This is a genomic window from Microbulbifer maximicatervae (SeqCode) (assembly GCF_056231245.1).
Window position 1 is genome coordinate 4,195,874 of record NZ_CP174334.1, and the last position, 12,479, is coordinate 4,208,352.

Consider the following 12,479-nt stretch of genomic DNA (forward strand, 5'->3'; position numbering starts at 1 on the left):
GAGCCAGGAAAACCCCAGGGCTATGTACAAAGCTTCATTACGATATTCTTTTTTGACGTCCCGTCCGCTCCCCATGCCCCTTTCACCTGACTCGCAGCAATCTCCCTCAAGTTTTCGCTGTATTTAGATTAACTTTAATCTTCAAAGATGGAGGGCAAACTCCAATCCCGGTATAGGTGCGAAACTGGCCCCTTAGCGCCTCTGGATATACTTAGTGTTAACCAGCTTTGATCTTCCGAAACTATCTATTACGGCTTGATTGCGTATTATCGTTAACATCTGAAAACCAATAAGTAAATATAAATCATGGATAAGAAGAAACAATTACTAACCTAACTTTTGCTCTCCTGTTCACTTACGGCAATCGGCACTGAAATTTCTCAGGAAAGGAAGTTGGAGCTTATTAATTCTATCGAGAAAAAGATTGCCTCCAACTATGTCCTGCAAGAAAACCTGGAAGCGATTCACTCTTCATTAAATAAAGTTGCAGAGTCAGAGGCATTCAGGCAAGCCACTAATACAGAGTCAGTGGCTGGAATTATTAAATCTGCTTTAACAAAGCATGATAAACACTTTGGCGTAAGCTGGGATGATCCAGAATCTCCCCAATAGCAGCCGAAACACGAGGATTGGTTTAGTAAGCTCAGCAGAAAAAATTCTGGATTTACCCGAGTCGAAGTTTTAGAGGGTAACATCGGCTAAATTGCTTTCTGGGGTTTGACCATGTTAACGAGGAGTCCCAAGGTCGAGTGGCTGCAGCTATGGCATTAATCCAAGATACTAGCGCTATTATTTTTGACCTGAGAAAGAATGGTGGTGGTAATGGCTTTATGGGCGGCCTTATCAGCGGTTATCTTTTTGATAAACCCACCCACCTCAATAGCATCCACTGGAAGCCCGCGGGCAATGTTACAGAGATATGGAGTCAGGAAAAGGTTCAGGGTAAAAAGGTAGCAGACACCCCGGTATATATATTAACCAGTAGCGATACCTTCTCAGCAGCAGAGGCCTTTGCGTACTATTTAAAGCACCTGGACCGTGCAACCATTATTGGAGAGGCTACCAAAGGTGGGGCAAATCCCTGGCAGTACTTCCCCCTTGGGAATGGCTTTAAAATAGCAATCCCTATCGCTAAGGCAGTTAATCCGATTACCAAAACTAACTGGGAGGGGACTGGTGTAAAACCAGATATCGAGACATCTCGGGAGAAAGCATTTCCAACAGCCTATAGGCTCGCCTTACAAGCGGCCAAAATTTCTACTGCACATCCGGAACACTTAAAAGAAATTCAACAAAAACTGCAGGATTTCGATAGCCTTTAAAATACCTTAACCCCTTTCAATAACTTTTCAGACTACTACTTCAGGAAGGGGTCCTAGTTATTAGCCACCCTTCCCAGATCAATTCAACATCCCATAAATAAAAAAACAGCCCTTAATAATTGTAAAAATCTTTCACTCACATTAACCTAATATCATTCCCTTATCTTATTCGTGTAGCAGGGCGAATTGGATGTTTCAATTTACTCAAATCCTAAAGTACATTCCTGAAGAACTTGCGGACAGCTTTGCCCACCTCCCTCCAGATGAATATCTAAAATCCCAAAATCCATATCGCTACCGAACATATAGTTCAGGACTCTATAGTGGCAATTCAATTGAGTGGAGCAACAATACCATCTTCATACAGAGTAAAACAATTAACACGTACCTTGGGGATATAGAGCGTCACTACCCCTCATTAGGAGCAATCGCTAGAATATTCTCACAAAATATTGTAAGACACTTAAGGAACCTCTGAATAATTCTGAGTCAATTTGGTAATATTCACCTACCCATCAAGACTACGATGAATCATGCACCAAGTCACCTTTGCCGAAGCAGAATATAAGCTAAAGCGTCGTATAACTCGCCGAGAGAAGTTTCTTTCTCAAATGGAAACCCTCGTCCCATGGCAGCGACTAGAAGCTCAGATCACTCCTTGTTACCCACAAGGTAAACGTGGCCGACAGCCATATCCATTGAGTGTCATGCTTCGTATTCATTGCATGCAGCTATTTTACAATCTCAGTGATCCCGCTATGGAAGATGCACTGTATGAAATTGAATCCATGCGTAGTTTTGCTGGATTGACTTTGAGTAGCCCAATTCCCGATGAAACAACGATTCTTAACTTTCGCCACTTACTGGAGCTCAATCAGCTAGGTGCAGCTCTTTTTGATGAAATCAACAAACACCTTGCTGAGAATGGGATGGTACTGCGTGAAGGCACGATTGTAGATGCCACTATTATCTCTGCGCCAACTTCAACTAAGAATGAAAAGAAAGAACGTGACCCGGAAATGCATCAAACAAAGAAAGGCAATCAGTGGCATTTTGGGATGAAAATGCATATCGGGGTTGATGATGTGCTCGGAGTAATACATAGCATAGATACAACAGCAGCGAATTCGCATGATGTCACAACCACAGAGCGAGTTCTCCACGGGGAGGAGAAAAGAATCTGGGGAGACTCTGGGTACATTGGTGCGGAGAAACGTGAAGAGTTGAAAGAGCGGGAGGCGGATTGGTATATAGCAATGAAGCCGAGCAAGCTAAAAACTCTTCCAGGGCGTGATGCACTCCGTAAAGCGGAAAAGATCAAGGCGCAGATAAGAGCGAAGGTCGAGCACCCCTTCCGCTACATCAAACGGGTATTTGGTTATGACAAGGTCCGCTATCGGGGACTGGTAAAAAATACTGAGAGGCTGTGCTTACTGGCAGGCTTTACCAACTTATTAATAGGGAGAAAATACTTGGCTGCCTAGGGGTGGTTCGCCTGAAACCCACCTATTGAGGGTTTCAGATGAAAAATTAGGGGACTATTACGCGAAAATTACGCGTTTGTGCGTAATAAAGTGAATTTTTCAAGCAGCTCAGCTTAATTCTGGAAAAATGCTTCGTTGATCAGAGGATCCTTAATTTCCCAACAATATATACCGGCAAAAAAATATCAGGTCGGGTGCCACCAGATAAGAGTTCGTGCTACAGATGAATTCAACGCTTACCCCACCCCTGAGGGTTTTCACCAAGATGGGTTTGACTATGTAGCGATTAATTGTATTAATAGAAATAATGTCAATGGAGGGGAATCATTCATCAGCAACTTGGATGAAAATGAAATTATATTTCATGGCACACTGACCCCTGGAAAAGCTTTGGTTTTGAACGACAGGTCGCTCAAACACTACGTAAGCCCCATCACTCCTCTTTTTCCCGGGGAGGCTTTAAGGGATGTTGTGGTAATTACATTACATAACGATAGAAACACCACATGAAAACATGAAGCTTACCCAAACCAGATCCCAAAGAATTTTTTCAAGCTTAAAAAGATGACCGCCTAAATCAAACTTCAAATCCTCTCAAAATACCAAACCAAGATCTTTTATTAACTTAATATCCATATCAAGATGCTTGCAATACCATATAGCAAATCACCAGATAGCGTAGACATTTACCCATGGCAACCAACAACAAAAACCAAACCAAGCGAATTCTTAGAATACCAGCCATTACAGTAAGGGGATCACCAATAATAGGCACCCAGGAAAAAAACAGGGAGAATACCCCATATTTTTTAAATCTCTGTTCAGCCTTTACAAATTCCTCTTCAGACATTCTCAACCATTTCTTGATCATGCCCAAGCTGGCCCAGTAGCCTAATGCATAATTGAGAAGAGAGCCCGCTACATTCCCAGTAGTGGCGACTATTATCAGGGCCCAAGGGGAGAGCCCCTGGAGCAATAGACCAGTCATTACAATTTCTGAGCTTAGCGGCAGAATGGTCGCTGCCAGGAATGCTGATACGAAAAGCCCCAAAAATCCAAACTCAAGAAAGTACCCCATAATGACGACTTATGCCTAGCTAAACTCGGCATTCCTTCTATCTATACTTATAATTGCGCCACTATAATCGAAAAAAGGGGGACATCCCAACAACCCCCCTCATCAGTGTTATCGATACTAGTCACAAGCCTCTACTTTTTATACTCACCCTTGTTAACACATTTTGGAATTCATAACCTTACACAGACTTACTTAGGCCCAAGTACAGACCCGCTCATCCGAAGTCGAAATCAGTGTCCACCCCATAATCCTCCAGCCACCTTCTAGTTTTGCTATTGACAAGATATTGCAGGCAGCTTTCCTACTCCTTTCTTTTGATTTGGATCGCTGAAAAACAACAAGCGATGTTGCTGAGCCATCTTCTGAAACATAAATTTTCTCTATATATAATCCAGAAAATGGATATGTCTCTAGATCCATAGTTTTACGCAGCTGGCCGATAATTACGGGGATTAAATCGGGATGATTAGACAACCCCGGCTGCTCACCGATAAAAAACAAAGGGGATTGAGCAAAGTACTTCTTCAAACTACTCGGCGGAGATGAACTATTAAATGTGCTGTAGAAATTTTTAATAAGATCAGAAACTTCACTACGCGAGCTTGCATACATCTCAGATGAAAAGACAATAAATACGACAACCAACAGCGCCATAGCAATTTTCATGGCTACCTCTTCCTATTTTAAGGAGTTTCTGAGTAACTCTGCAATTAGAGGGGACTGACTAAAGGTTGAAGTATAGTTATGCTATTAACTCGCATGGACTAAAGAAGGAAATCTGACAATCACCAGACGGAGTTATCCTGTGCCAGAGGTAATAGTTGAGAGAAGTATTTACTGCCCTTATTGTGGTGAAATCATAAAAATACTGGTTGATTCATCAGTTTTGCCTCAACAGTACACTGAGGACTGCCAAGTTTGCTGTAGACCTATCGTTTTCTTTGTGGAACTCGATTTAAATGGCGAGCTATCTATCGTGGCTCATACTGAGGATGAAGCGTTCTAAATCGCATTGTCGCACTCAAATTCACTTCAAATTGGCAAAAACTTCAATCGCTCGCTTCCGTCCAGCCCCCACATCGCAAATCACTTGAGGATAGCCTTGAGTCGGCGGTGGATCGTGTATGGCTTTGTCGCTCAGCTCCTTTAGCTCAGGTATAAATTTGCGGATAAAATCTCCATTGGGATCAAAACGTTGCGACTGACTATAAGGATTAAATACACGAAAATAGGGTGCAGCATCAGTACCCGTGGAGGCAGTCCACTGCCAGCCCCCATTGTTGGAAGCAAAGTCTGCATCAATTAAGCGCTGCATAAAGTAGCGCTCACCCCAGCGCCAATCTATCAGCATATTTTTACTGAGAAATGAAGCTACTATCATACGCAATCGATTATGCATCCAGGCAGTCTCATTTAACTGTCGCATCGCTGCATCAACTATCGGAACCCCAGTCTCCCCCAAAGTCCAACGCTCAAACTGACCCTTATTGTAGGACCAGGGAATTTGGTCAGTTTCCTGCTTGAATGGCCTCCCTTTACTCAGACGGGGAAAGTCCACCAACAAATGGGTATAAAACTCCCGCCAGATTAATTCGCTAATCCAACAGGCCGCCCCATCATCTCCACCCAGCCAACGTCCCTCATTCATATCCAACGCCATAGCTATACATTGGCGAATCGAAACAGCACCACTATTTAGGTAGGGGGATAAGCAGGAGGTACTATCGAGTGCTGGAAAGTCTCTCTCTACCTGATAAGCAGATATTTTTCCACCGAACTTCTTGAGCCGTTTCAGTGCCGCCTTTTCTCCTGCTTGCCACCCTTTAATCAGGCCTGCATCGTCGATCTTATCTATCGAGTATGTCGACAGTTGCGTTGGAATCTTTTGGCTTAATTTCTGCCCTTCAGATAAAGAAAGCCACTTTGGCCAATGTGCTCCATTTTCCCGAGTAGAAATTTTCCGAGGCTTAGGCAAGGTTTTTACTTCACTATCGGCACACAATTGAATCAGTGCACGCTTGAAGGGGGTAAACACCTTGTAGGGTTCCCCTCCGCCGGTTCTTACTGCTCCCGGTGGAAGCAGGGTGCGGTCACTATAGAATTGAACCTGAACCCCCTCATTTGTCAGTAAATCTTTTACTGCATTATCACGGCGCAGCTCATTGAGTGGATATTCAGCATTCGCATAGAGAGCATTGATATTCAGGCGCTCAACTATTTGCTGAAGAACCCCTGGAACCTGAACAAAAGTAGGAACTTCAATGAAGTACAGCGGTATATTTCGCTCCTCTAATCCATCTTGTAATTCACGCAAACAGGCGATACGAAAAGTCACCAATGGATTGCCTTCGTCATGGCTCTGCCAGGTACCCGGACAGGCAATAAATACAGCAGCCACCTCCTGACATTGCATACTGGCTTGGTAAAGTGCTGAATTATCATTGAGGCGTAAGTCACTGCGTAGCCATACCAGGCCACGTGGCAAAGTCACTGGGCGACTCATAGCTTTAAAGACTCCCGCAATTGTGTAACTGCGCTCTCTGTATTTCCGGCAAGTACTTTTGTTAAAGGGAGTCGGTTCAGTTCAGTCAAAGCCAAACGCTGCACCTCAATAAAATCACCCGCAAGCCACAGAGGATCAGTCATCCCCTGAACAGCACTTGGTAGCTCACGTTCAAGAATATTTTTCGGCATAGCCTTGTGGCTATAGCAAAGCACTCCCTGAGCACCCAGTTTTTTGACTGTACTTCCCAGCTCCAATAATCCCGCAGGATAAGCCAGGGTAACGGCCTCTATTCCTGCGGCAAGGAGCACCGCAATAAACATCTGTATAAATGCCTGTTGGCCCTGAAAGCCAATTTCCAGTAAAAGAATACGGGGCTTCGCCTGGGACTTGTCTTTGTCCAGGTTTTTCCTGGCCATACCATTAGTCAGAAGTAGCTGTTCATTTAACAGAGGCCAGAAAAATGTCTGCGCCCCATGGGCTTCAGGTAGGCGAAATCGCTCAAGCCGCACATGCAAAGGTTTCAGCCAGTGCTCCAACAGCAAAGCTGCAGGGAATGAGGAAAACCACTGATCGAGACGGCGGCGCAGCTGGGGTTCTGCAAAGTCTCTGAGAAGACTGGAGGTTTCATCCAGCATCGCCTGCCAATTGTTTTTTCCATCGCCTGCAGTCGCTGGCACCCCTAAATTGTCCTGCTCTCGCGCCAACAGGTCTCGCACTTGACCAATGGAAACGCCCCTGGCGAGGCATTGCAGGACCTTTTCAATCTGCTCGACTTCCTCTTCACTATAAAGTCGATGCCCTTTGCTGGTGCGCATGGGTTTTAGTAAACCATAGCGGCGCTCCCAGGCCCGTAAGGTCACGGGATGCACCCCGGTCCTCCGAGCTATCTCACGAATCGGAAAATAGTTTTTTTCAACAACTTCTGGGTCGGACATGACGCTCATTATCGAAATTCACATAAACCTAATTCAGCCGGCTCGGCAGCGAGCAAGACCTGGCTGTGGATAAAGTGGTGTGGGCTTCTCGGCAAGTAATGACGGAGCATAGTAAGCACCGCCGAAATCGGTTTATGCCCTTGCCGGTACTCCTCGATAAGCTGGGCCAGTTCAGCCCGCTCTTCCCGGCTTAAATAGCCCTTTAAGTGCCCCTGGCTGTGCATCAGTGCATTGGTTCGATCCTTGCGCGATGCATGTTGGGAGAGAATATCCATAATCCGCCCACGAATTTCATAAGCGAACTCTTCGGGGGTCACCGCACGAGAGTTGGAAACAAACTGACCCAAGGCACGGGTCAGAGGCTGGCTATGGGCTAGCAAGAGGTACTTATAAGCGGTGTAAAACTCAATAACTTTAGCGGGTCGAGGATCCGGCGATACATAGCGATGCCAAGCATCGTAAGCAAATACTCGGGTTAAAAAGTTCTCGCGAATATCGCTGGCATTCAGCCGCCCTACTTCCTCCATAGGGAGGTGGGGGAAATTCTCTCTCACACGCGCAGCAAATAGACCTGCCGAATGCGCCAGTACACCGCGACCATCTTCTTTGTAATGGGGGGTAGTACGCACACCGCAGCTGGGAGACTTTTGCATCAGGATAAAACCGCGCAACTGCTCGACTTCCGGACTTATCTCGTCTGCGTAAGCCTCAAGATCCTCTGTCACATCGATATTGGTGTCATCGCGCCCAACTGCGCGCAGGCGATCACTGACAATCAGGTGAATTGGCGGGCGGGGCACTCCCAAGCCTATTGCCACTTCCGGGCAGTAAGCTTGCAGATCAAAGCAATTACCCAGCAGCTGAGTGCAGACTTTGCTGTGCTTATGGCTACCGTTATATCGAACTGGATCACCCACGGCACAGCGGCTGATACCAACGGGAATCTTATGCGGCAGGAATTGAATATTCATAGTCACAAGGTGAGCAGGTAATGGCCTACCTTTTTTATAGCCTGCCACCAAAACTTATACAAGCTCTGCCTTTGTATAAGTTTTTGAAAATCTCCTGCAAGGTCGCCGTGGCTTGCGCAAATGCAAACCAAAGCTACAATGCAAAGCCGCGTTCATTCCGAGATTTAGCGCTGCGCGCACTCTTATCGCCAGTCCCCGGTCTGCGATGCGGCCCACACCTCCCGGAAAGTACGGATTAGCTCATGATTCCAGCATTGCGCGAAGTCGACGAGGTTCAGGCGCTCTATTTGCAGTTCTTGCAGGAACTGAAGGACGCAGGTTTCCGTGGCGATACCACCCCCAGTTATGCCAGCCGCACGGTCCTGGCTACCGATAATTCGATATACCAGGTCCTGCCCCAGGCCGTTGTTTATCCCCGCGACAGTCGTGACTTGCAGCTGCTCGCTGAGCTGGCTGACAGGGAGGAGTTTCACTCGGTAGTGCTATCCCCCCGTGGCGGTGGTACCGGTACAAACGGCCAGTCCCTGACCGATGGACTGGTTGTGGATATCTCCCGCCATATGAACCAGATCCTCGAAATCAATGTTGAGAAGCGCTGGGTCCGGGTACAGGCCGGAGTGGTCAAAGATCAACTGAATGCAGCACTCAAACCCCACGGCCTCTTTTTTGCTCCGGAGCTTTCCACCAGTAACCGGGCCACCATTGGCGGCATGATCAATACCGATGCCTCAGGCCAGGGTTCATGTGTCTACGGCAAAACCCGCGATCACGTGCTGGAGTTACACACCGTATTATTGGGCGGTGAGATTTGGCACTCGGCCCCGATCGACGATGAGGAGCTGGCACAAGTCAGTGTCGGGGATAAACGCTCTGCACAGGTTCACCAAGTCTGTGATTCTATCGCGCGTACAAAAGCAGAGTTAATCACAGCAAAGTTTCCCAAGCTCAACCGCTGCCTCACCGGCTACGACCTGGCTCATATTCGCGACGATAAAGGCTTTAACCTCAATAGTGTTCTCTGTGGCTCAGAGGGAACCCTGGGTTTTATCGCCGAGGCAAAACTCAACCTGTTGCCAATTCCCAAATGTGTCGCCCTAGTCAATTTAAAGTACGACCATTTTCAAGAGGCGCTACGCGACGCCAAAGACCTGATGCTGGCCGGTCCCATGTCTATCGAGACAGTGGACAGCAAAGTGTTGCAGCTGGCGATGGAAGATATCGTCTGGCACAGCGTCAGTGAATTTTTCCCAGCGGACGATCGCCCGGTCAAGGGCATTAATTTAGTCGAGTACGCCGCCGATAGCGAAGAGGAATTGGAGCAGGCACTAGCCCAATTTACTGCTCATATTGATGAAGCTATTGGCCAGGCAAGTAAAAGTTTCGGTTATTCCATTGCCCGTGGCCACGCCGAGGTCAATCGAATCTGGGCCATGCGCAAACGGGCCGTGGGCTTACTGGGAAATGCCCAGGGAGAAAAACGCCCAATTCCCTTTGTCGAGGACACGGCAGTACCACCGGAAAACCTGGCGGATTTTATCGCTGAGTTCCGAACGGTATTGGATGAGGCCAATCTCGACTACGGTATGTTTGGCCATGTCGATGCGGGCGTGCTGCACGTGCGTCCGGCAATTGATATGAAAGACCCCCGGCAAGCCGCACAAATTCGTCCGATCACCGATCAGGTGGTCGCCCTCACTCAGAAATATAAGGGCCTTTTGTGGGGGGAGCATGGGAAAGGTGTCAGGTCTGAATACGCACCGGAATTTTTTGGCGAGCTCTACCCTGAGCTGCAAAAAATCAAAGCCGCCTTCGATCCTCGCAACCAACTCAATCCAGGGAAAATAGCTACCCCCAGTGATGACAGCCAGCTGCTGAAAATTGACGAGGTATCCACCCGAGGCGAGCGGGACCGGCAAATTCCCGCCCAGGTCTGGGAGGGCTATGAGGAAGGTGTGCACTGCAACGGCAATGGTGCTTGCTTTAACTGGAACCCCGACGATGCCATGTGCCCTTCCTACAAGGCCACTCGCAACCGTATTCACTCTCCCAAGGGGCGCGCCTCTTTAATGCGCGAATGGCTGCGATTGCTCAGCGAAAAAAATGTTGATGCGGTCTCCAGTGCCCAGCGCCTGCGGGAACGCTCCTTTTTTGTCGGACTCCCCAAGCGCATTATCAATTCCCTGGCAAAAACCCGTGGCGAGTACGATTTCAATCACGAAGTTAACGAGGCAATGCAAGGCTGCCTGGCCTGTAAATCCTGTGTGGGGCAGTGCCCGATAAAAGTGGATGTGCCGGAGTTTCGCAGCAAATTCCTTGAACTCTACTACAGCCGCTATTTGCGTCCGCTAAAAGATTACGCCGTCGGTGGGCTGGAATTCCTGATGCCACACCTGGCCAAGCTACCTCAGTTATACAACTGGCCACTAAAACTCAAGCCAGTTTCCTTCCTGATGGAGCGCCTGTTCGGCATGGTGGACAGCCCACTGTTATCGGAAAAAACCTTGAAAGCGACTATGGCGGAGCTGGGTGTGCCTGTCGCCAGTGCCGCCTGCCTGGAGTCCTTGGGCCCGGCACAGCGCAGTCGCGCAGTGGTGATAGTGCAGGATGCTTTTACCAGTTACTTTGATGCCCAAGTGGTTGCCGACATCGTGCGCTTGCTAAAGCAGCTCGATTTTGTCCCCATGCTGGCGCCCTACCGCGCCAACGGCAAACCCCTACATGTGCACGGTTTCCTGCGCCAGTTCCAGAGGGTCGCTGAATTAAACAGCCAGATGCTTAACGACCTCGCCGCCAGCGGTATTCCCCTTGTGGGCATCGACCCCTCAATGACCCTGACTTATCGCTCCGAGTATAAAAAGCTGATGGGCGATGAGGCACCCAAGGTCCACTTGTTACAGGAATGGCTGGCTTCGCAGCGGGAGCACCTGGAACAACAGCGCCACCGCATAGCGCCCGCCAACTTCCAGCTTCTGCCCCATTGCAGTGAACAAACCAATGCCACCGCCTCGGTGAAAGACTGGCAAAATGTTTTCACTGCCCTGGGCCTGGAACTCGCTACCGAGAGCCTCGGCTGCTGCGGTATGGCCGGTACCTATGGCCACGAAGCAGATCACAAAGAGACCTCACGAGTCATTTTCCAGCAATCCTGGGCGCCCCGATTGAACAGTGGCGAAAACCAGTTGGCCACCGGCTATTCCTGTCGTTGCCAGGCCAGTCGCTTTGCAGGCGTATCCTTGCGCCATCCGCTACAGGGGCTACTGGCACAACTGGATAAATAGGCATTTACTGACGTAAGGGGCCCATATCTCCGGGTCTCTTACCGTCCACCCAAAGTAGCCTGCGGGAAGTGCCTATGCACAAACATCTCTCAAACCTGCTCATGCTGTTTTATGCACTGCTTGGCATCGCCGTATTGCTAGCAGCAATATCCATAAGCTCAAACTCCGGGAAAAAACAATTAGGGCACCATCTATCCCAGGCCCAACACTCCCTGGCATTGGTTACTGAGGCTGAAACCTACGCCCGCACGGGCAACTACGCCGACGCACTGCCACTTTACGAAAAGGCCATCTCCTCACTATCTGACTATCCGGATCAACAACAGGCCCTGCGCTACCGCTACGGCATTGTGCTCAATGCATTTAGCGCCCAAGCGCGGCCTGACCTCTACCCCCTTGCCCGCGCACAGTTCGAATCGGTCCTCAATTACCTGGATGAGGGCGCGGTGCTACCGCAGTCCACCGCGAGAGTGCGGTCAGCCATGGCACACACTTACCATCAGCAAGCAGCAACGGAGAAGGAGCACACTCAGCGAGCTCATCTTCTACGCTCGGCTTACCTTCTATATAAGAGTGCAATTCAAGGCCTGCGCGAACAGGCGGAATGGCAGAACCTTGCCATCACCTATTTCAACCTGGGGCAAGTCTGTGAATGGCAGGGAAACCTGGAGGAAGCCATCATCTGGTTGGAAAAAACGGTGAAGCTGGACATACAGCACAAGCTGCCGGACCTCCAGGAAGACAGTGACTACTTATCCGCATTGCGCAGCCAGGTGGAACCGATACTGGAAAACCCCGAAACCGCGCTGTAAGTACTGGGGATTCCCTGCACTTTTTAATGTGACGCACCGGTTTTTCCGCTAAAACCTGCTGTTTTTTGTCATATCAGCAATATATGGAGAATA

13 protein-coding genes are annotated in these 12,479 nt (G+C 48.5%); 8 read left to right on the plus strand and 5 right to left on the minus strand.

What is annotated here, in order from left to right; genetic code table 11:
• The first annotated feature begins 393 nt into the window (after positions 1-393).
• The 5 genes from ACJJIS_RS18350 (at position 394) to ACJJIS_RS18370 (ending at position 3,316) form a co-directional block, all read left to right on the plus strand.
• The gene (locus tag ACJJIS_RS18350; protein WP_444936650.1) at positions 394-612 is read left to right on the plus strand and encodes a hypothetical protein; all 219 of its coding nucleotides are present in this window, start codon (positions 394-396) and stop codon (positions 610-612) included.
• 98 nt (positions 613-710) lie between these two features.
• Positions 711-1,322, plus strand: a complete 612-nt coding sequence (locus ACJJIS_RS18355) for a S41 family peptidase (protein WP_475710371.1) — start codon at positions 711-713, stop codon at positions 1,320-1,322.
• Between the two features lie 190 nt (positions 1,323-1,512).
• Positions 1,513-1,800: a 2OG-Fe dioxygenase family protein gene (locus ACJJIS_RS18360; RefSeq protein ID WP_475708776.1), complete on the plus strand. Its 288-nt coding sequence runs from the start codon at positions 1,513-1,515 to the stop codon at positions 1,798-1,800.
• A gap of 55 nt (positions 1,801-1,855) precedes the next feature.
• Positions 1,856-2,806 carry an IS5 family transposase gene (locus tag ACJJIS_RS18365; RefSeq protein ID WP_444959510.1) on the plus strand — a complete coding sequence of 317 codons (951 nt, stop codon included), beginning with the start codon at positions 1,856-1,858 and terminating at the stop codon, positions 2,804-2,806.
• Between the two features lie 135 nt (positions 2,807-2,941).
• A complete protein-coding gene (locus ACJJIS_RS18370; protein WP_475708777.1) occupies positions 2,942-3,316 on the plus strand; it encodes a 2OG-Fe dioxygenase family protein in 375 nt (124 codons plus the stop codon).
• Between the two features lie 127 nt (positions 3,317-3,443).
• Here ACJJIS_RS18370 and ACJJIS_RS18375 read toward each other — a convergent pair whose 3' ends face one another.
• Together ACJJIS_RS18375 and ACJJIS_RS18380 are read right to left on the minus strand one after the other, a co-directional pair.
• Positions 3,444-3,884: a YqaA family protein gene (locus ACJJIS_RS18375; protein WP_444912129.1), complete on the minus strand. Its 441-nt coding sequence runs from the start codon at positions 3,882-3,884 to the stop codon at positions 3,444-3,446.
• Positions 3,885-4,076: 192 nt separating this feature from the next.
• Positions 4,077-4,550 (minus strand): hypothetical protein, encoded by a 474-nt coding sequence (locus tag ACJJIS_RS18380; RefSeq protein WP_444906406.1) that lies wholly within the window; start codon positions 4,548-4,550, stop codon positions 4,077-4,079.
• Between the two features lie 139 nt (positions 4,551-4,689).
• On the opposite strand from ACJJIS_RS18380, the gene ACJJIS_RS18385 reads away from it, so the two are divergent.
• A complete protein-coding gene (locus tag ACJJIS_RS18385) occupies positions 4,690-4,890 on the plus strand; it encodes a CPXCG motif-containing cysteine-rich protein (RefSeq protein ID WP_108731804.1) in 201 nt (66 codons plus the stop codon).
• Positions 4,891-4,911: 21 nt separating this feature from the next.
• Here the strand turns inward: ACJJIS_RS18385 and ACJJIS_RS18390 are convergent, their stop codons facing one another.
• Genes ACJJIS_RS18390 through ACJJIS_RS18400 form a run of 3 tightly spaced genes read right to left on the minus strand, consistent with a single transcriptional unit; the run spans position 4,912 to position 8,296 of the window.
• The gene (locus ACJJIS_RS18390; RefSeq protein ID WP_475708778.1) at positions 4,912-6,387 is read right to left on the minus strand and encodes a cryptochrome/photolyase family protein; all 1,476 of its coding nucleotides are present in this window, start codon (positions 6,385-6,387) and stop codon (positions 4,912-4,914) included.
• The gene (locus tag ACJJIS_RS18395; RefSeq protein WP_444914749.1) at positions 6,384-7,334 is read right to left on the minus strand and encodes a MerR family transcriptional regulator; all 951 of its coding nucleotides are present in this window, start codon (positions 7,332-7,334) and stop codon (positions 6,384-6,386) included. The genes ACJJIS_RS18390 and ACJJIS_RS18395 overlap by 4 nt, the downstream gene beginning before the upstream one ends.
• Entirely contained in the window at positions 7,334-8,296 is a 963-nt protein-coding gene (locus ACJJIS_RS18400) for a YbgA family protein (RefSeq protein ID WP_108731802.1), read from the minus strand. Before ACJJIS_RS18400 ends, ACJJIS_RS18395 begins: the two co-directional genes overlap by 1 nt.
• A gap of 242 nt (positions 8,297-8,538) precedes the next feature.
• Between ACJJIS_RS18400 and ydiJ the strand changes: the two genes are divergently transcribed.
• Positions 8,539-11,574, plus strand: coding sequence for a D-2-hydroxyglutarate dehydrogenase YdiJ (gene ydiJ, locus ACJJIS_RS18405; protein WP_444918990.1), 3,036 nt, complete (start codon positions 8,539-8,541; stop codon positions 11,572-11,574).
• Between the two features lie 74 nt (positions 11,575-11,648).
• On the plus strand, positions 11,649-12,386 hold the full coding sequence (locus ACJJIS_RS18410) for a tetratricopeptide repeat protein (protein WP_444914752.1): 738 nt from the start codon (positions 11,649-11,651) through the stop codon (positions 12,384-12,386).
• Positions 12,387-12,479: the final 93 nt, after the last annotated feature.

Bases quoted from the DNA above. Each gene is read 5' to 3' on its own strand.
- ACJJIS_RS18360 (WP_475708776.1), top strand. From the start codon at position 1,513: ATGTTTCAATTTACTCAAATCCTAAAGTACATTCCTGAAGAACTTGCG.
- ACJJIS_RS18365 (WP_444959510.1), top strand. From the start codon at position 1,856: ATGCACCAAGTCACCTTTGCCGAAGCAGAATATAAGCTAAAGCGTCGT.
- ACJJIS_RS18375 (WP_444912129.1), bottom strand. From the start codon at position 3,884: ATGGGGTACTTTCTTGAGTTTGGATTTTTGGGGCTTTTCGTATCAGCA.
- ACJJIS_RS18380 (WP_444906406.1), bottom strand. From the start codon at position 4,550: ATGAAAATTGCTATGGCGCTGTTGGTTGTCGTATTTATTGTCTTTTCA.
- ACJJIS_RS18390 (WP_475708778.1), bottom strand. From the start codon at position 6,387: ATGAGTCGCCCAGTGACTTTGCCACGTGGCCTGGTATGGCTACGCAGT.
- ACJJIS_RS18395 (WP_444914749.1), bottom strand. From the start codon at position 7,334: ATGAGCGTCATGTCCGACCCAGAAGTTGTTGAAAAAAACTATTTTCCG.
- ACJJIS_RS18400 (WP_108731802.1), bottom strand. From the start codon at position 8,296: ATGAATATTCAATTCCTGCCGCATAAGATTCCCGTTGGTATCAGCCGC.
- ydiJ (WP_444918990.1), top strand. From the start codon at position 8,539: ATGATTCCAGCATTGCGCGAAGTCGACGAGGTTCAGGCGCTCTATTTG.
- ACJJIS_RS18410 (WP_444914752.1), top strand. From the start codon at position 11,649: ATGCACAAACATCTCTCAAACCTGCTCATGCTGTTTTATGCACTGCTT.